We start from the raw sequence: 22,038 nt of genomic DNA on the forward strand, positions 1-22,038 counted from the left end.
TCAGATCTGTCAACGACGATCTGCGGGAAAAATGAAAATCCGGGTTCGACTGTCATCGGGGCGTTGTGAATCGGCGCCTAAATCGAGTTTTCCAACAATGCTTTAAGCCGAAGCTGGGCTGGGGATAAGCGGTAGCGCCGTCCGCTCCCCTTGGGGCCGATTGGAGCCGCAAGCGATGCTCCCGGCTCCCTGCGACGCGATTTTCTCCTGAACATGCGCCGGGCAAGCCGCCGCGAAGCACCCCCGCTCTCCACCCCGTGCCGGCCAACTCCCTCTCCCGCTCGCGAGGGAGGGTTACCGGACGCATCTGGAGCGTTTTCGAGCGAAGTGGATACCGGTTCGCGTAAAAAAACGTGTAAACTCAATGACCTATAGCATTTCCACGATTCAGTGAAACGGGGAAATGCTCTGGTCGGAGCCGCAGATTTTCAAACCGAGACACCGCGCCGGGGCGGGTTGCGCGGGGAATTTCATGTGTCGCAGTTTCTTTGCGCGCGCCCGTCCCTACCTAAAGGGAGACCTGCGCAAGCTGAGGACCGCGGCATGAAGATCGGCATCCTGCAAACCGGGCGCGCGCCGGATGACCTGCACGAGCGGCACGGCGACTACGACGCCATGTTCCGGCGCCTGCTCGCCGGGCGGGGGTTCGAGTTCGTCACCTATCCGGTGCTCGACGGCGTCTTTCCTGACAGCGTGAATGATGCCGAGGGCTGGCTGATCACCGGCTCGCGGTTCGGCGTCTACGAGCCCCATCCGTGGATCGCGCCCCTGGAAGACTTCCTGCGCCGTGCCTATGCCGCGGGCGTGCCGTTGGTCGGCATCTGCTTCGGCCACCAGATCCTGGCGCAGGCCCTGGGCGGGAAGGTGGAGAAATTCGCCGACGGCTGGTCCGTGGGCGTCGAGCGCTATGCGGTGGAGGGCCTGCTGGACGACGCCCGCCTGGTAGCGTGGCATCAGGATCAGGTGGTGGAAAAGCCGGCCGACGCCGAGGTCATCGCCACCTCGCCCTTCTGCCGGTTCGCGGCGCTCGCCTATGGTGAGAAGGCGCTGTCGTTCCAGCCCCACCCGGAATTCACCCCGGCCTTCGGCGCCGATCTCCTGAAGGCGCGCGGCAAGGCGTTGCCGGAGGATCTCGCGGCAAGGGCGGCGCAGAGCCTTGAGGGCGACACCTCCGCGCCGGCCATCGCCGACATGATCGAATCCTTCCTGCGGCGCGGACAGGCCGGCAAGGCCGCGCCGCCCGAGCCTGCCGCGCAGACCAACGGCTGACGCGCTTGCCTCAACGGCCGTTGGTCTGAAGCGCCTCCCGCCGGTTCGCGAACAGGACCGGAGGGATGCGCTCTAGAATTTCACCGTCACCCGCGTGTTGAAGGAGCGGCCCACGCCGGCCACCGGGTAGCCCCACGCGGCGGACGATCCCATCATGCTGGTCACCTGGTAGTTCACCAGATTGGCGCCGCCCAGGGGCAGGTCGTAGTTGGTGTCGAAAATGTTATCGACGCCGAAATCCACCTTGACCATATCCAGCTCATAGCTGGTGCGGAAGTTGAGCAAGGCATAGGCCGAGGTCTCAAGCTCGTTGCGCACCTGGCTCACCAGCGTCTTCGACGACACCAGCTGCAGTTCGAGGCTGGAGGACCAGTGGCCGAGCGTATGGTCGATGGCCACGACGCCGTTCAGCGGCATCATGTGGTAGAGGTTGACGCCATCGGTCCTCTGGCCCTGCACGAAGTTCAGGCTGCCGCGGAACGCACCCTGGCCGTAGGTGATGTCATCCCACAGCGCCAGCTTGCCGTCCATGTTGACGCCGTAGAGCCAGGCGTCGTGATTGGCGAACTGCAGATAGACGAAATTGTTGGTGGTGGTCAGGTTGCCGGGCAGGTTGGGGCAGGTGGACAGCGCGCAGCGGTCGGCATCGATATAGTCCAGCACATAGCTGTAATAGGGCGAGACCCGCAGCTCCCACACCTTCTTCGCCGGATCGTGCCAGGTGGCGGTGAAGCTCACCGTATGCGCCGCCTCCGGCACCAGGTCGAGATTGCCCACGTAGCCGTTGCCGTCGCCGAACCAGCCGATCATGCTCATGGCCATGGCGTTGGTGGACCAGGCATAGCGCTCGTAGAAGTTGGGCGAGCGCGTCTTGCGGGCAAGGCCCAGCTCGTAGAGGCTGGAGGCGTTGGCCTCGTAGCGCAGGATCGCCGAGGCATCCACATTGAAATCCGTACGGGCGTGGTCCTGCGCGTTGAAGAGCGCGGCGTTCTGCCCGTACATCATGTCATTGTAGCCCTGCACGTCGCCGGTGTTCATCCAGACGATGTCGTTGCGCAGGCCGAACACCGCCGTCCACTTGTCATCGATGTGGCGTTCCCACTCGCCGAAGGTGCCGAGGCGCAGCCGCTGGCCATTGTTGATGTTGATGAAGGTGTCCGGCCCCATCATCATGGACCCGTCCACCGGCGGCCACCAGTCGTCGAGGTTGTTGTAGTAAAGCTCGTTGCCGAGGCGGACGATATCGTGGGCCGACACCCCGAACGTCCCCTTCAGCGCATAGCCGAGGTCGGTGCTGCGGGTGTCCATGGGCATGTCGCCGTCCTTGTCCGGCTCGATGAAACCCATGGTGTGCCGCACGCGGTTGGCGAACACGGTCGCCTCCAGCTTGCCCCAGTCGAACAGGCCCTCGTAGCGAGCGTTGCCGAAGATGCTCTTGTTCTCCACCAGGTCCATGTACTGGTTGACATAGCCCTCCGAGGGGATGAACTGCCCACCGATCTGGAAGGTGAAAAGCTGTTCCTGCACCTTTTTCGAGATGCTCAGGGCATGGTTCTGCGTCTCATACATGGTGGACTTGATGGTGGTGCCATCGCCCGCCGTATAGTCGTTGGCGCGCGCCCAGCCGCCGGTATAGGTGACGCTGGTGTCCTCGTTGGACACGGTCACGTTGGCATCGACGCCGTAGCCCTCGCCGTTGCTGCGGTAGAAGCCGGAGACGCTGCCGTGGGTGGTCAGGGCCTGCCCCGGCGTGAACTGCGCCGGCGCCACCACCACATCCACCTTCGCGCCCGTGTAGTCGCCGCCGACGCTCACCGGCGCGGTCCCCATGTAGACCCGCGCGCTGGCGATCATCGCCGGGTTGACGAAGGACATGGGCGGATTCATCTCGTTCGGGCAGGCGAGGCCGAACAGCATGCCGTTGATGGAGACCTGGACCCGGTCCGCCCCCATGCCGTTGACCGCCGGCAGGCTCGACACGCCGCCGGCGCCCCAGGCCGCGCCGCCCGGAATCCGGCTGATCAGCGATCCGGAATCGCTGGTGGAGAGGGTCGCGCCCTGCGCCTGCGCCCCCGAGATGGTGGCGGTGTCGGCCGGGGTGAACGGGCCGTCGGCGAGGCCGCTGACGGTTGTAGACGGAATCGCGGGACGGACCACGACGGTGGGCAGTTCTACCGCGGTCTGTGCGGCGGCGGGCAGGTGCGGTGCCAGGCACAAGGGAGCCACGCACAAGACGGCGAACGAGGGCCGCACCAGCGCGCTGGTCAGATTGAGGGCGCGGCGCAGGATGTTTCGGGAGTGAATCGGCATGATCGTGTCCAGGTGCCGACGGTCGGACGTGCGCCGCACCGGCTGCAATGAGCCGCGCACGCGCAACCGTCTTCAGACGTCTTCGGCGATACAGGGATGAGGGTGTTTTGCGCGCGGCGCGCGCGGCGTTCCTAAGCCAGCGCCGGTGGCGCGCGGGGCTGGAACGGGTGGGCGAAATACAGGCCCTGAAGCGAACTGCGCAGAACCGCCCGGAAGTGCAGCTCGATGGCGACGCGATCAATCACCGCCGCCATGACCGGAGGCGGCAGCACCGCGACATCCGCCCGGGACAGGCAGAGCGGACAGTGAACGATGGATTTCGAGGTGTCGCCGCCGTCGTCCGATTGCGCGCCGGATGAGGCGCTGGGAAGGCAGAGCGGGGTCATGGCAAGCGGGGTCATGGCATCGGCGCCCGCGGGCGAGAAAGATGCCATCAGGGCACTGGTCAGGACAATCTGGAAGACAAGCGCATAGGCCGCCGCAAACGCAGCGATCCAGCCGATCCCCCATCTATGATCCCGCCGCCCGACCATGAGTCCCTTCCCCAATGGGAAGATCTAACATGACACCTGCGGAAAGGAAACGACGAGACCCGCGACCGATGCGCAGCCCATGGCCAATCTCACGACGGTGGCGGGATGGTCCACCCCTTTCGAGCATCGCGTTTTCCACGCGCCATCGGGCATCGGCCGCCCCTGAAAACGCAAGGCGGCGGCATCCCGGAAGATGCCGCCGCCCCATGGGATAACAAAAGCGATCAGGCCGCCTCGAAGAGCCGGCGCTCGAACAGGGCGCTGCCCTTCCAGCGATTGAGCGCCTTGGCCGCCGCCAGCACGGCGAGATCCACCAGCGGCTCGATGATGATCACGAGGAGGTAGGCGCCGCCGAACGCGCTGATCGAGGCGGCATTCTCGGCGGTGAAGCCCTGGCCGTAGAACGCCCAGAACGCCACCCAGGCGACGATGCCGGCCTGGTAGGTGGTGGAGAGCGCGAGGGCCTGGCGATACTTCAGGTCCACATAGGGCGTGTTCGGCGCGATGACCCGGGGTGCAAGCGCCGTGAGCGCGAACAGCGGCACCAGCAGGGTGGTCACGTTCATGCCGAACTGCGGCAGGTCGAAGGGCGCGAAGAACAGGCCCTGCACCAGCAGGCCGAGGGCAAGGCCGATGGCGGCGGGCGCGGCCCCGAGGATCAGGAACAGCGTCGAGCCCAGGATGAGGTGCACTTCCGAGACACCCACCGGATAATGCGGCAGGACCTCGAAGAAGGAGAAGACCAGAGCGGTCGCGGCGGCACTGCGCGACAGCAGGGACACAGCGCCGCGCTCGCGCAGGGCGTCGAAGGCGAGCTTGAACGTGTAGCCGCCGGCACCGGCGGCCGTCACATAGCTCAGCCAGATCTTTCCGCTGTCCACAAGGCCAGGTTCGATATGCATGGAAGACTCCGGTGCCGTCTCACCCGACGGCGTGAGGGTGAACACATGCCCATGGTCGGTCTCCTGACTTGCGGGTCGTCGCAACCATCCGCCTTCCCGGACCCCGCCTCGATTGAGGCGTTGATCCAGTGGCATCGTGGAAGGCCACTCGCCGCTCACAGTCGCGGGGGCGGTCGGGGCTTCGGGCGGTCAGGCCCTTCCCCATTCCCAATTCCACCGGAACGCGTCGCCGCGCGCCGATGGAAAACCATGTGCAAGTGCAGCAGCGGGCAATCGGTGGTTCCTGTCAAGGGCGATCGCAGCTTCGGACCCGCTCGCGCGGCCCTCCGCGCCCGCTGCCGGAGCACGCGCCGATCAGCCTGCAGGGCAAGCTGATCGGATAACGCGGTCTCGCTTTTTCACGCACATCGTCGCACTCGGCTGCACATTTGGCCGGTCATTTGGCCGGGTGGGAATGGTCGGGGCCGCTGCCCGCGGCAGCGATGGCGTCCACATTGTATTTCACCGCGACGGTTCCGGCCTTCTCGAAGGTCAGGGTGCCGTCGATCACCGCCCCTTGCTTCAGCGGCTGCTTCAGGCCGAGGAACATGATGTGATACGAGCCCGGCTTGAGCGCGACGCTGCCCCCGGCGGGGATGGCGAGGCCGTCCGGCAGGGGACGCATGGTCATGACGCCGTTGGTTACGGCCATCTCGTGGATCTCCACGCGCGCGGCCACATCGGACGTCGCCGAAACCAGGCGATCCGGGGCGGCGCCGGTGTTCTTCAACGTGAAATAGCCGGCTCCCACCGTGGCGCCGCCCGGTGTCGCCCGCGACCACGGGTGGTCGATCTCGATGGCGCCGGCCTTGAACTCGTGCGCCATCAGAGACTGCACCGAAAGCACCAGGACCAGGACGGCGAAGGCCGATGCGGCGAGAATTTCCTCCCCATAGGGACGATAGGGCGTGCGCGGACGGGCGCTACCCTTGAAAAAGCGCGTGAGGCTGAACATGGCAAAGCTCCATTGGACGACGCCGCCTCCCGGGGACCGGGAGCGGAAATGCGGACGGGAAACGGATTGAAAGCCTGCCGGGGCAGGAGGTTCAGATCGTGCCGGGTGGCGCCCTGGGAAGACCGGGCGACGACCCGTGCACCGACCGCCGGACCGCGCCGGGCCAGACGGGGACTGTCCCGGCCACCCTATTCACGGCATGCCGCACGATGCTCCAGGGCACCGGCGGCGGAGCGGCCCCCGGTCCGAACATGGGGCATCCGAGCACGCAGCACCCCGGACTCGGGAGCGATGACGGATGGCCATCGTCCGGCAGCGCCGTTCCACCCGGGACGGACGGACCGCAAATGACCGTGGTGGCAAGATCGGGGGTGATCGGAGCGGCATGGGCGCCGGCAGCCATCCCCGTGACCAGTACCTGCAAGGCGAGCAGATAGGCCGCGGCGACAGCGGTCCAGGCTCTCCAGGCAGAATACCGCATAATCACGAACCCATGGCCCTCATGCGCGGGGCGGCACGCCATCCTGCCACCGACGGCGCACCTTGCAGGGCGCGCGCACACCATCTTGCGATGCGCCGCGCAGCCACACAAGAGTGCGCTGACACGCTGCGGAACAGTCGGCTACGGGCGGCCACGGGCGGCGCTGTCCCCGCCCCCTTCGGCGCGCCGGCGGCAGCGCGCCGCGCCCGGCGGCCTATGCGATGCCGCTGTTCTTGCCTGCGGCGGGAGACCCGGCCACATACTGGATCGCGCGATGGATCAGCTCGGCAAGGGTGGTGGCGCCGAGCTTGGTCTTGAGATGGGAACAGGTGTTCGCCACCGTCTTGTAGCTCACGCCCAGCTCTTCGGCGATCTGGCCGTAGGCCTTCCCCTCGGCCAGGAGCGCCAGCGCTTGCAGCTCGCGCTGGGTCAGGTCGGCGAGCATGCCGGTCCGCCCGCGCGTGCCCAGAAGCGCCACCTCCAGCGCCAGGTCGTGGCTGATGTAGGACTGGCCGCGCCGCACTTTCTCGAAGGCATCGATGAGATCGGCCGCCGACGTGTCCTTGACCAGATAGCCGGTGGCGCCGGCCTCCAGGGCACGGCTCGCGATCACCGGATCGGCATGCATGCTGAACACCAGGATCGGCATGGGCGTGGCATGCACCCGCAGCCGCCGCACCAGCGAGAGGCCGGCCAGCCCGTTGCCGTTCAGCGCCAGGTCCACGATCACCATATCCGGCCGTTGGCGGCGGAACTGCCGATAGCCTGCGACGGCGGTCTGCGCTTCGATCAGTTCGCACGCCCCCGTGTCCTCCAGCAGGTGCCGGCAGCCCTGGAGCACGATGGGGTGATCGTCGATGATGAGGACACGGGTCATTCTTCTCTATTCACCTTCCTGCAAGATGGGGGGCGGCACGGGAATCTCCGCCACGAAGCGGCCCCCACCCTCGGGACCACGCTCGAAGCGGCAGGTGCCGCCGAGGGCCCGCACCCGCTCGCGCATGCCGGCGAGGCCCAGCCCCTCGACGATGCGATCCGGCGGACCGCGGCCATCATCGGTGACGCCGAGGCGCAGCATCCTCGCCCCTTCATACGCAGGCCCCGTCCCTTCGCGCGCAGCCCCCGGGTCGACCTCGCCGATTTCGACCCGGATGGTGCGCGCATCTCCATGCTTCAGGGCATTGGTAACCGCCTCCTGGATGCAGCGGTAGAGCGTCGCGTCGCGGGCGACGCAATAATGGGCGGCAAGGGGGCCGGCAGCCAGCAGGAATGTGCGCGCCGGATCGTGCTGGCGGAAATCGGCGAGGAGGCTCGAAATGGCGTCCCCGAGCGACAGCAGATCGAGGGCGGCGGGGCGGATGCGCCGCAGGAGCCGGCGGTTCGTCGCCTGCATCCGCTCGACGATGCCGACGAGGCCCTGGGTCCGCTCGGCGATCCGCGCCCTGGCCGGCCCTTCCGCCTCCGCGGCGGCGCGAGCCAGCGATTCGGCACCGGCCTTGAGGCCGAACATCAGCGGCCCGAGTTCGTCATGCAGTTCGCTCGCGATCTGCCGCCGCTCGTCCTCCTGCAGGGTGACGAGGTGGGCGTTGAGCCGGTTGTTCTCGGCGCGGGCGGCGGCCAGCGCCGCCGCAAGCTCATTGAAGCGTTCCGCCACTTCCGCCAGTTCGCGGGTGCGCGGCAGGTCCACCCGGCATGAGAAACGGCTCTGTTCCAGTTCACCGAGCGCACTGTGGAAGCCGGCAAGGTCGGAGCGCACGCGGCCCAGAGCAAGATAAAGCGCAAGCAGGATGGCCGCGTTCACCGCGATGGCGACGACGGCGAAATCGCTCACGTCCTCCCAGACTTCATCCACCTCATCGTCGGGCACGCCGGCGATGCGCACGCGCCCGAACAGCGCGCCGTTGGTGTGCACCTCCACGTCCCGCGCCACCTCCTTCACGCCCACGAGATGGGCGAACCACAAGGGTGCCCCGCCGTCGGCGTCCTTTTGCTCCGTCGACCGGGGGGGCTTGAGCGGGACCGGGCGCCCCTGCGCGTCTTCAATGACGATACGCACATGGCGCAGGTGCCGCAGGTGCACCGGCCACCCGGCCGGATCGCTGGCCGGATCGCCGGCCGAGTCGCCGGCCGCGGCGCCTGCGGTCCCGGAAGTCTCCGCCATCCGCTCCGCGGTTTCCTGCACCATGCGCTCGGCCATCTCCACGGAGGCCATCATCTCCCGTTCGGCCGCCACCCGCGCGTTGTGGACCACCACCGCGCCGGCCACCACCGCCGCCGCCGCATTGATGGCGAGGACGACACCGAGCACCCGGAGCCGCAGCGACGCCCGCCGCCCGATGGCCGAACGCGGTTGCAGCGGCAGCCCGTGGCGCGGCACCGGACGGGGCTGGAGCGAGGACGGCAGTGCACCCGGCAAGCTCATGGCGCGCGGCTCCCCTGACCGGCCCGCGCCAACGCCAGCGCCTCCAGCGCGGCGACACGGCCGAGCCCCGACGCCCTGAGGTTGAAATAATGCTGGCAGAGGTCGCCGAAACCGAATCGGCCACGGGTGCCGCCATCTTCGCGGGCGAGGCGGATGAAGTCTTCGAGCAGGTCCTGCGGCGGTTCCGCCACGCCCTTCTCGGCCAGCATGCCCTGGAGCTGTGCGGTGCGGTTGGCCAGCATGCGCGGGGTTTCGTCGAACAGGGCGTCGGCCTCCTTCAGGAGCCCCGCCATGCGCGCGGGATCTGCCGGCGGAACGGAACGGGCCGCGAGCCACACCTCGGGCGGCACCGTATCGGTCCGCTCCAGCCAGTCGCGCATGGGCCGGGCCGGGCCGGGCGGACCCGCCGGAGCCGATGCTCCTGGCGTGCTTTCCACCGCTGCCACGGGCTTGCGCGCGGGCGCATCGTCTTCTCCGCAGGCACAAAGCACGACGAGGCTGGAGCCAAGGAGCGCGATGGCGCCGCGCCCACGGCGCCATCGCCGCGCCAGACCGCACTGCACACCTTGGCCTGCGCCCGGTCTGCGCCCTGAGAAACTTCTTATGGTCTTTTGCATGTGGCGCCCTGAACTCTCTACGCGCCGATTATACGTCGCGAAATCTAGATCAGAACCTGCAGTCCGAGCGCTGACCGACATCTCCCCGACCTCCGTCAAAAATCTCTTTTATTGTTTTTATCCAACAACATAGGACTATCTCCCGGGCAATTTTACCAAAAGTTCCCGCATCAAATTGCACAAATACCGCGAGACAAGACACACCGAAAGCCGTCATCTGTATAAACCAAGATCAATGATCTTATAGAAAAATAAGAATTACGGCATTCAGGTCGCTATCGGAGGACGACCGGCACCATCCATTTGATCACCGACGCGCGGGCGCGCGCGCCTTCTTGTCAGCCGCAAGAGTACGCGCCGACCAGATTGTTTCAATCTGATCGGATCGCGCTCTTGAGCGCGGCCGGCTGAAGGCCACGCCCGACGGGATCCCCCGTCGGCCGCCCGACGCACGCCGGTCAGCCCCCATCGGGGCGGCGCGGCGGCCGGCGCCGGGACCCCCATGAGAGCGGGAACACCGCTCCGAAGGTGCGCGGACATCCGCGCCACCTCGGCGAAAGGGTCCGCCGAACCTCGTCCAAGACCAAAGCTTTGCAAGACCAAAGCCTTGAACGTGAGGAAAACCCCGAGGAAGCGCCAAATGACAAGACTGTTTTCTTCCGTGTCCCTGTGTGCCGTGACCCTCGCCCTGGCAGCGGGTTCCGCCGCCTTGTCCGTGCCGGCCAACGCCAACGACAAGCTCGTCGAAATCGCCAAGAGCGATGAAAACTGGCCCATGACGGGCAAGAACTACGACGCAAACAACTTCAGCCCGCAAAAGCAGATCAACAAGCAGAACGTCAAAGACCTGAAGGCTGCCTGGTCGTTCTCCACCGGCGTGCTTTCGGGCCACGAGGGCACCCCCCTCGTCGTCAACAACGTCATGTATATCCACTCGCCGTTCCCCAACACCACCTTCGCCGTCGGGCTGGACGACCCCGGCCGCATCCTGTGGCAGCACAAGCCCAAGCAGAACCCCACCGCCCGCTCGGTGGCGTGCTGCGACGTGGTCAACCGCGGCCTTGCCTACTGGCCCGGCGACGGCAAGACCCCGCCCCTTATCCTCAAGACCCAGCTCGACGGCCACATCGTCGCGCTGAAGGCGGATAGCGGCGAGGAACTCTGGAAGCTCGAGAATTCCGACATCAAGGTCGGCTCCACCCTCACCATCGCCCCCTATGTGGTGAAGGACACGGTGCTGGTGGGCTCCTCGGGCGCCGAGCTGGGCGTGCGCGGCTACGTGACCGCCTACGACGTGAAGACCGGCGTCCAGAAGTGGCGCGCCTACGCCACCGGTCCCGACGACCAGGTGAAGCTCGCCGACGACTTCAACAAGGCCAACCCGCACTACGGCCAGAAGGGCCTCGGCACCCAGACCTGGGAAGGCGACGCCTGGAAGATCGGCGGCGGCACCAACTGGGGCTGGTACGCCTTCGATCCGACCACCAACATGGTCTATTACGGCTCCGGCAACCCGGCGCCGTGGAACGAGACCATGCGTCCCGGCGACAACAAGTGGACCATGACCATCTGGGGTCGCGACATCGACACCGGCGAGGCCAAGTTCGGCTATCAGAAGACCCCCCATGACGAATGGGACTATGCCGGCGTCAACGTGATGATGCTGTCCGAACAGGTGGACAAGACGGGCAAGATGCGCAAGCTTCTGACCCATCCGGACCGCAACGGCATCGTCTACTCCCTCGATCGCACCGACGGCACCCTGGTCTCCGCCGACAAGATCGACGACACGGTCAACTGGGTGAAGCAGGTGGACCTGAAGACCGGTCTGCCGCGGCGCGATCCGGAATTCGGCACCCGCATGGATCACGTCGGCCGCGACATCTGTCCCTCGGCCATGGGCTACCACAACCAGGGCCACGACAGCTACGACCCGGAGCGCAAGTCGTTCTTCATGGGCATCAACCACATCTGCATGGATTGGGAGCCCTTCATGCTGCCCTACCGGGCAGGTCAGTTCTTCGTTGGTGCGACGCTGAACATGTATCCCGGCCCCAAGGGTGACCGGCAGAACTATGTCGGCCTCGGCCAGGTGAAGGCCTATGACGCCATCAACAACAAGTTCAAGTGGGAAGTGATGGAGCGTTTCGCGGCCTGGGGCGGCACGCTTGCCACCGCCGGCGGCGTGATGTTCTACGGAACGCTGGACGGCTTTATCAAGGCCCGCGACAGCGACACTGGCCAGTTACTCTGGAAGTTCAAGCTGCCGTCCGGCGTCATCGGCCATCCCATGACCTATACCCACAAGGGCGTGCAGTACGTCGCCATCTACTATGGCGTCGGCGGCTGGCCGGGCGTGGGCCTGGTGTTCGACCTGAATGATCCCACCGCCGGCCTCGGTGCCGTGGGCGCGTTCAAGCAGCTCCAGCACTACACCCAGCAGGGCGGCGGCGTGATGGTCTTCTCCCTCGACGGGAAGGGTCCTTACGAAGATCCCAACGTGGGCGAATTCGCCTCGGGCGGCTGATCGCCCTCTAAACTTAAAGAAAGAGAACGCGTTATCCGATCATCTTGCGATGCAATCTGATCGGCGCGTGCTCCAGCCTGGGGCGGATGACCTCCGACACTCGCCCCCCACCGGCCGCCGCACTACCGCGCGGCGGCCGGCCCTTTCCCGCATCGCCCGCAGCGCGGGCCTTCCCATCGGGAGCGCAGGATGACCCATTCCGGACCCACCACCCGCCGGCTGCTTCTCGCCAGCCTCCTCCTGTCGCTTGGCGCCGTGCCGGCCATGGCCCAGACGCCCGCCGCGCAGGCTAAGGACGCGGCCCAGAACACGGCCCCGAACACGGCCCAAGGCGCGGCAACCACAGCCGCAGCGCCGGCCGACCCCGGCGTGCTGCGCGTGTGCGCCTCCGAGGTGGAAGCACCCTTCTCCCAGAAGCCGGGCAAGCCGGGCGAAAAGGCCGGCTTCGAAAACCGCATCGCCAAGGTGCTCGCGGACGCCATGGGCCGCAAGGTGCAGTTCGTCTGGACCTCCAAGCCCGCCATCTACCAGGTGCGCGACCAGCTTGACCCCAAGCTCTGCGACGTGGTCATGGGCGTTGATACGGGGGATGCGCGCCTGCTCACCTCCAGGCCCTATTACCGCACGTCCTACGTGCTGGTGACGCGGGCCGACCGCAATATCACCGCTGCCGACTGGCAGGACCCCCAGGTGGCCGCGCTCGGCCGCTTCGCCATCCGCTTCTATTCCCCCGGCGAGACCATGCTGAAACGGCTCGGCAAGTATGAGGACAATGCGTCCTATCTCTATGGTCTCGTGAACTTCAAGTCGCCGCGCAACCAGTATGTGCAGATCCCCGGCGAGCGCATCGTTGCCGAGGTGGCCAACGGGGAGGCGGACATCGCCTTCGCCTTCGCGCCGGAAGTCGCGCGCTATGTGAAGGCCTCGCAGGTGCCGCTGCGCATGTCGCTGGCCGGAACCTCCATCACCCGCTTCGACGGCACGGTCGTGCCGCTGCATTACGACCAGTCGGTGGGCGTGCGCCGCGACGATGCCGCCCTGCTCGCCGAAGTCGACACGGCGCTCGTGAAGGCACGGCCGCAGATCGACGAGATCCTCGTCGAGGAAGGCATTCCCCTCCTCAAGCCCAACAGCTGAGCCCCGCGCATTCGCGCTTTATTGCCAAACGAACATTCCGGCAGGTCCTGATGAAGAAGAGTTTCCGTTCGCGCGCCCTGAAGGGTCTCGCCGCCATTGCCCTCGCTTCCAGCTTCGCGCTGGCGGCCCATGCGGCGCTGACCTTCACGAACACCGTTACGGGCCAGCCGCTCGACCTGTCCGAGGCCATGGAAGAGGGGCGCGACACCGAGGCGGTGAAGAAGTTCCTCGCCACCGGGGTCAACCTCTACGTGGAAAATCCCACCTGCCTGCCCAAGGGCATGGACCTGTTCATGTCCATGTGCTCGGGCTGCCACGGCCATTACGGCGAGGGCAAGATCGGCCCCGGCCTCAACGACTCCTACTGGACCTACCCGAAGAACATGACCGACCAGGGCCTGTTCGAGACCATCTTCGGCGGCGCGCAGGGGCAGATGGGGCCCATGTACAGCGCCCTCACCCTCGACGACATGCTCCTCGTGATGGCCTGGATCCGCCACATCTACAAGGATGACCCGAAGGACGCCGTGTGGCTGACCCCGGCCCAGCGCGCCGCCTTCAAGCCCTTCCGCGAGAAGGAGGATCACACGCCGCCTGTGGATCAGGCGCCGGTGTGCAAGGTGTCGACCGCCAGTGCGGCCGGCCTCAAGTGAACATGGGAGGAAACCATATGACCCGTTATGACCGCACCCGCCGCCGGATCGCCCCGTTTGCCGCCGCTGCCGTTGCAGCCGCCGGCCTTCTCGCTGCCACCGGCGCCCTCGCCTATGACGGCACCAACTGCCGCGCCCCGGGCAATTGCTGGGAGCCGAAGCCGGGATTCCCGGCCCAGGTGGCCGGCTCCAAGTTCGACCCGAAGCACAATCCGGCGGAGGTCGCCAAACAGTCCCTGTCCATCACCGCGATGGAAGAGCGCAACCAGAAGCGCGTCGCGTATTTCCAGAAGACCGGCCAGTTCGTCTATGACGTGAGCAAGATTCCGTCCAACTGACGACAGCCTCACCCGATCCCACCAGCAGGGCAGAACTCTAAACTTTTCTGCCGGGCAATCCTCCGATGGATGGTGGGCCAACTGGCGCGGCCTGCCGGGATGCGACGGAGCCCTTGCAAAGGCCTCCCTGCACCGGCCGGCTGCGCCCTTCTTCAGCACCATTGGTGCAGAATCAGGACGCCACCCCATGCAGGTCCTCGCCGGCTCGGACCCAATGCTCGCGGACTGGCTCGCGGACTGGCGCACCCGCGCCCGCGTCTTCGAACACGAGGTGGCCAAGGTGGTGCTGGGGCAGGAGCGGGTCATCCGCCTGCTCACCATCGCCGTGTTCGCGCGCGGCCATGTGCTGCTGGAAGGCGACGTGGGCGTGGGCAAGACCACCCTGCTGCGGGCCATGGCCCGCGCCATCGGCGGCACCTACGAGCGGGTGGAGGGCACCATCGACCTGATGCCCACCGACCTCGTCTACGACGCGCGTATCGGCGACGACGGCCGCCCCCGTGTGGACCCCGGCCCGCTGCTGCGGCGCGGCAACGACCTCTCCATCTTCTTCTTCAACGAGATCAACCGCGCGCGCCCTCAGGTCCATGCGCTGCTGCTGCGCCTGATGGCCGAGGGCACCGTCGCCGCCTTCGGGCGCGAGCACCATTTCCCCCATCTCCAGGTGTTCGCGGATCGCAACCGCGTGGAGCGCGAAGAGACCTTCGAACTGCCGGCCGCCGCCCGCGACCGCTTCTTCATGGAAGTGCAGGTGAAGGCGCCCGCCGACGCGGCGAGCCGGCGGGCCCTCATCTTCGATCCGCGCTTCCACCACATGGATCAATTGATCGCGGGCGTCGCCACGGACGTGCTCGATCACACCTGCCTCGATCAGGTCGCCCGCGCCATTCAGAACGGCGTCCATGCGAGCGATGCCATCGCCGCCTACACCGTCGCCTTGTGGGATGCCGTGCGTGCCCCCGACGCCGCCGGCATCGTCCTGCCCGGCGTGCGCATGGATCGGCTGGTGCAGGGCGGGGCGAGCCCGCGCGGCATGTCCTTCCTGGTGCGGGCGGCGCGCGTGCGGGCGTGGCTCGAAGGCCGCGACATGATCGTGCCCGAAGACCTGCGCGCCGTGTTCCCGGAAGTGATGGCCCACCGCATCTTCTTCGATCCGGTCTACGAGATGCGGCGCGAGGAGATCGCCGGCGCCCTCTGCCGCGCCGCCTTCGAGACGGTCCCGGCGCCATGACCGCCCGCGCGGAACCGGAGCTGCCCCCCGACGCACCGGCCGCCCTGCCCTATCGCCTGCGCTGGCGCCCGCGCGGCGAGCGGCCAGGCGCCCATCCGGCGCGCGGCGAAGGTGGGGACGGCACGTTTCGGGGCCTCCTGCCCCTCATCGCCCGGCCCGATCCCCGCCGCATCGACCTGCGGGCGTCCCTGCGCGACCCGTTCGAGGCGATCCATGTGCGCACCTTCGCGCCCCGCCGCGCCATGACCGTGGCGGTGCTGGCGGACGTGTCTGCCTCCATGGCGTTCGACGGCGTGCGCGAGGCCACCGCCGAACTGGCCGCGACCCTGGCCGCGTCCGCGGTGGCCGGCGGAGATGCCTTCGCCCTGCTTGCCGCCGACGCCGAGGCGCGGGACGACATCGACCTGCCCGCGTCGCGCCGCCGGGGCATGGCGCAGGAGGTGCGCGCGCGTCTTCTGTCCGCGCCCTTCACCGGGCGTTCGGCGGGCGGGCTGGGGGATGCGGCCGCACGGCTGCCGCAACGCCGCTGCCTCGTCTTCCTCGTGTCCGACTTCCTGCTGCCGGCCGACGATCTGACCGCGCTGCTCGATACCCTGTGGCGCCACGATGTGGTTCCGGTGGTGCTGCGCGACAGCCGTGCCGAAGGCGATCTGCCCGCCTTCGGGCTGATCGAGGCGCGGGACGCGGAAACCGGCGGGCGCCGCCTCGTTTTCATGCGCCCTTCCCTGCGCGAGCGCTGGCGGGTGGAGGCGCGCAACCGCATCACCACGCTCGAAGATCTGTTCGCCGGGCGCGGCCTCGGCGCCTTTCATCTCTCCGACCGGTTTGATGCCGATGCCCTCGCGGATTTTCTGGCGCACCGTTAGGTGCCGCCTTCTTACGGCGTTCCTGCTCGGCGCGGCCCTGTGCGCCGCCGCGCCGGTGCGGGCGGCGACGGTGGAGCTGTTCGCCCCGCGCCCGTTCGGCTATTTCCTGGGCGACGTGATCACCCTCGAAGCCGTGGTCACCCTCGATCCCGGTTTCCGGCTGGAGCCGGGCAGCCTGCCCCGCCCGCGCCCGGTGACCTACTGGCTCGACCTGCGCCGCGCCGAGCTTGCCGATCTGCCGCAGGTGAATGGCGCCCGGCGTTATCGCCTCACCCTCACCTACCAGACCTTCTACGCGCCGCTGGAGACACGCGGGCTCGATATTCCCTCCGTCGCGCTCACGGCCCGCGACGGCGACCATGTGCTGAACCTCACGGTGCCGGCGTGGAGCTTCGCGTCATCGCCCCTGCGCTCGCTCATCGCCGGCGGCGCCAATCCCATGGCACTCCAGCCGGACATTGTGCCCCGACCCCATCCCCTTCGCGCCGACCTGAGGCGGGCTGGCGGCGCTGCCGCACTGGCTCTGGCGAGCGTCCTGGGCCTTGCGGTCCTGCGCGGCTGGGGGCCATTCGGCCGGCGGCGTCCGCCGTTTTCGGCGGCCGCACGGGATATGAGGCGGATGCTCGCGGTACCGCCGGCAGCGGAGGCCTATTCCAAGGCCCTGCTGCGCCTCCACCGCGCCTTCGATGCCGCCGCAGGCCGCCGCCTGCTCGCCGATGATGTGCCGGATTTCCTGGCCAAGGCCCCCCACCTCGCCACCGAGGCGGACACCATCGCGCACTTCTTCCACGCCTCGCGGGTCGCCTTCTTCGGCCAGGGGCCGGGCTTGGCCATGGGGGAGATGACGCCGGAAGCGCTCCTGTCCCTCGCCCGGCGGCTCGCCGTGGCCGAGCGCAAGGGCGCAGTGCGGCCGGCGGCTGCCTCCGCCCCCCGGGGAGCGACGGCATGAGCATGGATGTCGATCACCCCGCGCTGCTCGCCCTCCTGGTCTTTTGCCTGCTGCCCCTTGTGGCGCGGACGCTATCCGGCACGGCGGTGCCGGCGCTTCTCGCGGTCCCCCGCGATGGCTTCTCCCGCGCCCTCGATGTCGGGCTGAAGACTGCGGGCGTCGTCGCCATCGCGGCGCTGGTGCTCGGCCTCGCGGGCCTCCACCTCACCTCGCAGACCGTGGAGCGCGTGGGCTCCGGCGCGCATCTGGTGCTGCTGTTCGACCGTTCTGCGAGCATGGACAATACGTTTGCCGACCGCCAGCCGGGACAGGGGGAGGAATCCAAATCCGCCGCCGCCAAGCGGCTCGTCACCGATTTCCTGGCCCGCCGGCCGCGCGACCGCATGGGCGTCGCCGCCTTCTCCACCTCGCCCATGCCGGTGCTGCCGCTGACCGACCATCACCATGCAGTGGCGGCGGCGGTAGCGGCCATCGACCGGCCCGGCCTCGCGCTCACCGATGTGGGCCGCGGGCTGGTGCTGGCTTTTTCCACCTTCGACCGGGACGGCACCGGCGCGGCGCGCGCGGTGCTGCTGGTCTCCGACGGGGCGGCGGTCATCGACCTCCGGGTCCAGGCGGCCTTGCGGGACGCGGTGAAGCGCAGCCCGGTGCGGATCTACTGGCTGTTCCTGCGCACCGCCGGGTCGGCCGGCATCTTCGACAAACCGCGCGCGCCGGGCGAGGACACCCCGCAGGCCATGCCGGAGCGCCACCTGAACCTGTTCCTTGCCAGCCTGGGCGTCCCCTACCGCGCCTTCGAGGCGGGGAGCCCGCAGGCGGTGGCCGACGCCATCGCCGAGATCGACCGGCAGGAGACGGCGCCCCTCACCTATCTGGAGCGCATCCCGCGCCGCAATCTCGCGCGCCCCGCCTATGGCATCGCCGCCCTGGCGATGGCGCTGCTCCTCCTTGCCCGCCTCGCCGAGCGCGGGCTCGGGGCGAGGCCGGCTTCCCGCGCGCAGGCCGCCGCCAAGGCCGCCGCGCACGACACCGCCCAGTTCGGGAAAGCAGCATGAGGCCCCGCCCCCATCCGCGGCCCACCATCTGGCCCCTGCGCCGGCTCGCCGATGCGGCGCTGGTGACCCTCGGCATCGCCGCGCTCGGCGTGCTTATCGCCCTCGGCGCCCGCATCGGCTGGCACGCCATGGAGAACCGCACCATCGCCGCCCTCGCCGAAGGTCGCGACGTGCCGGTGGCACAGACCGCGGCGCCCCGGCTGCTGCTGGCGCGGGCGCATTTCCTGATGGTGCGCGACCGCCTCGACGAAGCCCAGCCCCTTGTGGATCGCCTCGCCCGCGTGGACGAGACGGAGCTGGCCGTCGCCGCCCTCTATGATCTGGCCAATGCGCGCCTTGCCCGCGCCATCGGCCATCTGGAGCAGACGCAGATCGATCCCGCCATTCCCCTGGTGCGGCTGGCCAAGGCCGGCTACCGCGCCGCCCTGGTCCGCGATCCGGCATTCTGGGACGCGAAATACAATCTCGACATCGCCATGCGGCTCATCCGCGATTTCCCGCTGATCGAGCAGGAGGAGCAGGACGACGCGCAGGAGACCCCGAAGCGGCTGTGGACCGATCTGCCCGGCCTGCCGAGGGGCCTGCCGTGATGCGCCGTCCCCGTCCGCGCACCCTGCTGCTGGCGGCGGCTTTGGTGCTGGCCCTCGCCGCCGCGCTGGCGCCACGGCTGGCGACGCGCGACACCGCCTTCCGCCTTCTGGCGGTGGTGGATGTGACCGGCTCCATGAATGTGCGCGACTACACGCAAGACGGCCGGCCCGTCTCCCGCCTCGATGAGGTGAAGACGACGCTGCGCGCACTGGCGGCCCGCCTGCCCTGCGGCTCGGAACTCGGCCTCGCCATCTTCACCGAGCGGCGCAGCTTCCTGCTGTTCGAGCCGGTGGCGGTGTGCGCGGATTTCGCCCCCCTCGACGGCGCCATCGCCAATCTCGACTGGCGCATGGCCTGGGAGGGCGACAGCTACATCGCCTTTGGACTTTATTCCGGCATCGCCCTCGCCGGCCCCCTCGGTGCCGACCTCCTCTTCTTCACCGATGGGCAGGAGGCGCCGCCCCTGCCCGCGTCCGGCATCCCGCCCTTCGAGGGCGATGCGGGGGCGGTGCGCGGGCTCATCGTCGGCGTCGGCGGCACCACGCCGGTGCCGATCCCCAAATTCGATCGCGATGGCCGGGAAGTCGGCTTCTACGGCATGGACGACGTGCCCCAGGAGAACCGCCACGGGCTGCCGCCCACGAACTCGGAGCTGCGCGAGGGCTTCCACGCGCGCAATGCGCCGTGGGGCGGCGAGGCCGCCAGCGACGAAGAGCACCTGAGCGCGGTCCGAACCGACCACCTGGAGGCGCTCGCCGCGAAGACCGGCCTTGCCTACGTCCCCCTCGCCGACGCGGCGGCCCTGGCCGGCTCGGTCGCGGCCCACGCCCGCCCGCGCCCCGTGCCGGGCACATGGGACAGCGCCCCCCTCCCCGCCGCCCTCGCCCTGGCGTTGCTCATGGCCTTCTTCGCGGCCGAGGCGCTGCGTGCCCGCCGGCCCCATCCGCATCCCACCACAAGGACCCGCGTTTCATGAGAGTGCATCTCGCCCTTGCCGTCGCCGCCCTTGCCCTCTTCGCCTGCCCGGCCACCGCCCACGGGCCGACGCCGCAGAAGGCCGAGGTGCGCACCACCATCGCCGCGTCCCCCGATGCGGTCTGGAAGCTGGCGGGGGACTTCGCCGGCATCGGCGCCTGGCATCCCCTGGTGAAGGCGGTGAAGGCCACCGGCGGCAACGCACCCGGCGCCGAGCGGGTTCTGGTGCTGGAAAAGGGCGAGATCACCGACGGCCTCGACACCTACGACACGGCGACCCGCAGCCTCAGCTGGCGCCTCAATGCCGAGAATGTGGAGGCGCTGCCGGTGAGCTTCTACACCACCACCCTCACCGTCTCGGGTGCCGGCGCCGGCAGCGAGGTGGTCTGGGATGCCCGCTTCTATCGCGGCGACACCAGCAACTTCCCGCCCGACGAGCTGAATGACGAGGCCGCCGTCGCCGCCATGACCGCTTTCTTCGAAACCGGCCTGAAGGGCCTCAAGGCCAAGGTGGAGGCCCTGAAGGGCCTCAAGGCCAAGGTGGAGGGCAAGTGAAAAGCGGGCCGGCGCAGGGCTGGCCGGGGAGGCTCGCGCGGGCGCTCCTGCCCGGCGCGCTCCTGCCCGGCGCCCTGCTGCTGGCCCAGATGGTTGGCGCGCCGGCTGGTGCGGCGAGCCTGTTCGTGGTCTGCCAGGCCGGCGCCGAGATCAGCGTCGTCGACACGGAACGCGGCACGGTGGAGCGCATCGGCGTGGCCAAGGCGCCCGCTGGCATCGCCCTGTCGCCGGACGGAAGGACGGCCTACGTCACCCATCCCGACGCCAGCCTCCTCACCCGCATCGACACGGCAGCGCGGCGGGTGATCGACACAACGCCGGTGGGCGGCCAGCCGTTCGCCGTGGTGGCGGACCCCGCCGACGGCGCGCTCTATGTGAGCGACTGGTCGGCCGACACGGTCTACCGGCTCGACCCGGCCACGCTGGCACGGACCGGGGCCTTGAAGGTGGGGCGTTCGCCGGCGGGCCTCGCCCTCGATGCTCGCGCGCGCCGGCTCTACAGCGCCGACCGCGAGAGCAACGCCGTCAGCGTCATCGATCTTGCGACCTTCTCCCGCCTTGCCTCGGTGCCGGTGGGACAGGCGCCGTACGCCTTCGACGCCGGCAACGACCCGCGCTTCATCGCCGTGGCGAACGTGCGCAGCGGAGATGTCTCGCTCATCGACAAGGCCGATCACTCGGTTGCGCGCGTCGCCGCCGGGCGGATGCCCTACGGCCTCGCCATCGTGCCCGGCACCGGCGCCATCCTGGTGGCCAACCAGCAGTCGGGCACGGTGAGCCGGCTCGACCCGGCTGCGGGCCGCGAGACCGGCTCCCTCCGCCTCGGCGGCTCGCCGGAGAGCGTGGTCGTCAGCCCCGATGGTCGGCACGCCTACGTCACCGAGTGGTTCGCGGACGCGGTGGCGGTGCTCGACCTTGAGGGGCTGGCGGTGATCGCCCGCATCCCGGTCGGTACCGGTCCGCGCACCATGGCGCTGGTGCCGTGACATGACATGACGTGACGCGCCGTGACGTCGCGGTCCATCGCATGGAGCGCCGGACTGACCCAGCAGCCCACCAGGACCCGCGCCGGACCAGACCATCCCGAGGCAGAGCCAAACGCATACCAGGCATGTACGCATACAATATTGATATTGTATGCGTGACGCGATAGGGTCCGTCGATCCTCATGGACGAAACGAGCCCTGTCATGTCCGGCGCGCCCTGGCCCCCGCTCTCTCCGCTTCAGACCGGCCTTCATGGCCGCTGCCCCCGCTGCGGCCAGGGGCATCTGTTCGACGGCTTCCTCACCCTGCGCCCCTCCTGCGCGGCGTGCGGCCTGGATTACGGCTTTGCCGATCCCGCGGACGGCCCTGCCTTCTTCGTGATGATGTTCGTCTGCATCCCGGCGGTGATCTTCGGCCTGTGGCTGGAAATGGCCTATGAGCCGCCCATGTGGGTGCATTTCGTCACCACCCTGCCGCTCATCCTGCTGAGCTGCATCCCGCCCCTGCGGCCGCTGAAGGGCTGGCTCGTGGCCTCGCAATTCTTCTACAAGGCGGAAGAAGGGCGGCGCGTGACCACCCAGGACGAGGCGGTCGTGCCCCGGCCGCTCGCCTGACAGATTCGTCAGCAGGACAGGCTCAGGCGCTGC

General features: G+C 68.4%; 21 protein-coding genes and 1 riboswitch. Of the genes, 14 read left to right on the forward strand and 7 right to left on the reverse strand.

Features of this window, described 5'->3' with window-relative positions; genetic code table 11:
* Positions 1 to 543: 543 nt before the first annotated feature.
* The gene (locus V5F48_RS00005) at positions 544 to 1,269 is read left to right on the forward strand and encodes a type 1 glutamine amidotransferase (RefSeq protein ID WP_394038810.1); all 726 of its coding nucleotides are present in this window, start codon (positions 544 to 546) and stop codon (positions 1,267 to 1,269) included.
* A 72-nt stretch (positions 1,270 to 1,341) separates the two neighbouring features.
* On the opposite strand, the gene V5F48_RS00010 is transcribed toward V5F48_RS00005, so the two are convergent.
* The 7 genes from V5F48_RS00010 to V5F48_RS00040 all read right to left on the reverse strand — a co-directional run bounded on the left by V5F48_RS00010 (position 1,342) and on the right by V5F48_RS00040 (position 9,291).
* Entirely contained in the window at positions 1,342 to 3,579 is a 2,238-nt protein-coding gene (locus V5F48_RS00010) for a TonB-dependent receptor (protein ID WP_394038812.1), read from the reverse strand.
* 131 nt (positions 3,580 to 3,710) lie between these two features.
* Complete coding sequence (locus V5F48_RS00015; RefSeq protein WP_394038814.1) at positions 3,711 to 4,112, reverse strand: DUF2946 family protein; 402 nt, start codon at positions 4,110 to 4,112, stop codon at positions 3,711 to 3,713.
* Between the two features lie 224 nt (positions 4,113 to 4,336).
* Positions 4,337 to 5,014: an energy-coupling factor ABC transporter permease gene (locus V5F48_RS00020; RefSeq protein ID WP_394038816.1), complete on the reverse strand. Its 678-nt coding sequence runs from the start codon at positions 5,012 to 5,014 to the stop codon at positions 4,337 to 4,339.
* A 36-nt stretch (positions 5,015 to 5,050) separates the two neighbouring features.
* Positions 5,051 to 5,281, reverse strand: a riboswitch (cobalamin riboswitch).
* 169 nt (positions 5,282 to 5,450) lie between these two features.
* Positions 5,451 to 6,008: a copper chaperone PCu(A)C gene (locus V5F48_RS00025; protein WP_394038818.1), complete on the reverse strand. Its 558-nt coding sequence runs from the start codon at positions 6,006 to 6,008 to the stop codon at positions 5,451 to 5,453.
* A 695-nt stretch (positions 6,009 to 6,703) separates the two neighbouring features.
* Entirely contained in the window at positions 6,704 to 7,366 is a 663-nt protein-coding gene (locus V5F48_RS00030; protein WP_394038820.1) for a response regulator, read from the reverse strand.
* A 6-nt stretch (positions 7,367 to 7,372) separates the two neighbouring features.
* Positions 7,373 to 8,911, reverse strand: coding sequence for an ATP-binding protein (locus V5F48_RS00035; protein ID WP_394038822.1), 1,539 nt, complete (start codon positions 8,909 to 8,911; stop codon positions 7,373 to 7,375).
* Complete coding sequence (locus V5F48_RS00040; RefSeq protein WP_394038824.1) at positions 8,908 to 9,291, reverse strand: hypothetical protein; 384 nt, start codon at positions 9,289 to 9,291, stop codon at positions 8,908 to 8,910. Before V5F48_RS00040 ends, V5F48_RS00035 begins: the two co-directional genes overlap by 4 nt.
* Before the next feature lie 877 nt (positions 9,292 to 10,168).
* Here V5F48_RS00040 and V5F48_RS00045 point away from each other — a divergent pair.
* From V5F48_RS00045 to V5F48_RS00105, 13 genes are all read left to right on the forward strand, one after another.
* The gene (locus tag V5F48_RS00045) at positions 10,169 to 12,055 is read left to right on the forward strand and encodes a methanol/ethanol family PQQ-dependent dehydrogenase (RefSeq protein ID WP_394038825.1); all 1,887 of its coding nucleotides are present in this window, start codon (positions 10,169 to 10,171) and stop codon (positions 12,053 to 12,055) included.
* Positions 12,056 to 12,244: 189 nt separating this feature from the next.
* Positions 12,245 to 13,192, forward strand: a complete 948-nt coding sequence (moxJ, locus tag V5F48_RS00050) for a methanol oxidation system protein MoxJ (RefSeq protein ID WP_394038827.1) — start codon at positions 12,245 to 12,247, stop codon at positions 13,190 to 13,192.
* Positions 13,193 to 13,242: 50 nt separating this feature from the next.
* A complete protein-coding gene (gene moxG, locus V5F48_RS00055; protein WP_394038829.1) occupies positions 13,243 to 13,845 on the forward strand; it encodes a cytochrome c(L), periplasmic in 603 nt (200 codons plus the stop codon).
* A 17-nt stretch (positions 13,846 to 13,862) separates the two neighbouring features.
* On the forward strand, positions 13,863 to 14,183 hold the full coding sequence (locus tag V5F48_RS00060; RefSeq protein WP_394038831.1) for a methanol dehydrogenase: 321 nt from the start codon (positions 13,863 to 13,865) through the stop codon (positions 14,181 to 14,183).
* A 187-nt stretch (positions 14,184 to 14,370) separates the two neighbouring features.
* Entirely contained in the window at positions 14,371 to 15,414 is a 1,044-nt protein-coding gene (locus tag V5F48_RS00065) for an AAA family ATPase (RefSeq protein ID WP_394038833.1), read from the forward strand.
* On the forward strand, positions 15,411 to 16,280 hold the full coding sequence (locus V5F48_RS00070) for a DUF58 domain-containing protein (RefSeq protein WP_394038835.1): 870 nt from the start codon (positions 15,411 to 15,413) through the stop codon (positions 16,278 to 16,280). Before V5F48_RS00065 ends, V5F48_RS00070 begins: the two co-directional genes overlap by 4 nt.
* Positions 16,249 to 17,229: a nonribosomal peptide synthetase MxaA gene (locus V5F48_RS00075; protein WP_394038837.1), complete on the forward strand. Its 981-nt coding sequence runs from the start codon at positions 16,249 to 16,251 to the stop codon at positions 17,227 to 17,229. Before V5F48_RS00070 ends, V5F48_RS00075 begins: the two co-directional genes overlap by 32 nt.
* Complete coding sequence (locus V5F48_RS00080; RefSeq protein ID WP_394038839.1) at positions 17,226 to 18,284, forward strand: vWA domain-containing protein; 1,059 nt, start codon at positions 17,226 to 17,228, stop codon at positions 18,282 to 18,284. The genes V5F48_RS00075 and V5F48_RS00080 overlap by 4 nt, the downstream gene beginning before the upstream one ends.
* Positions 18,281 to 18,874: a hypothetical protein gene (locus V5F48_RS00085; protein WP_394038841.1), complete on the forward strand. Its 594-nt coding sequence runs from the start codon at positions 18,281 to 18,283 to the stop codon at positions 18,872 to 18,874. The genes V5F48_RS00080 and V5F48_RS00085 overlap by 4 nt, the downstream gene beginning before the upstream one ends.
* Positions 18,874 to 19,851 (forward strand): vWA domain-containing protein, encoded by a 978-nt coding sequence (locus V5F48_RS00090; protein WP_394038843.1) that lies wholly within the window; start codon positions 18,874 to 18,876, stop codon positions 19,849 to 19,851. Before V5F48_RS00085 ends, V5F48_RS00090 begins: the two co-directional genes overlap by 1 nt.
* On the forward strand, positions 19,848 to 20,405 hold the full coding sequence (locus V5F48_RS00095) for an SRPBCC family protein (protein ID WP_394038845.1): 558 nt from the start codon (positions 19,848 to 19,850) through the stop codon (positions 20,403 to 20,405). Before V5F48_RS00090 ends, V5F48_RS00095 begins: the two co-directional genes overlap by 4 nt.
* Complete coding sequence (locus V5F48_RS00100) at positions 20,402 to 21,391, forward strand: YncE family protein (protein ID WP_394038847.1); 990 nt, start codon at positions 20,402 to 20,404, stop codon at positions 21,389 to 21,391. Before V5F48_RS00095 ends, V5F48_RS00100 begins: the two co-directional genes overlap by 4 nt.
* A gap of 203 nt (positions 21,392 to 21,594) precedes the next feature.
* Positions 21,595 to 22,005 (forward strand): DUF983 domain-containing protein, encoded by a 411-nt coding sequence (locus V5F48_RS00105; RefSeq protein ID WP_394038849.1) that lies wholly within the window; start codon positions 21,595 to 21,597, stop codon positions 22,003 to 22,005.
* Positions 22,006 to 22,038: the final 33 nt, after the last annotated feature.

This window comes from Xanthobacter autotrophicus ATCC 700552, from assembly GCF_043194565.1.
GTDB classification, from domain to species: Bacteria; Pseudomonadota; Alphaproteobacteria; order Rhizobiales; family Xanthobacteraceae; genus Xanthobacter; species Xanthobacter autotrophicus_F.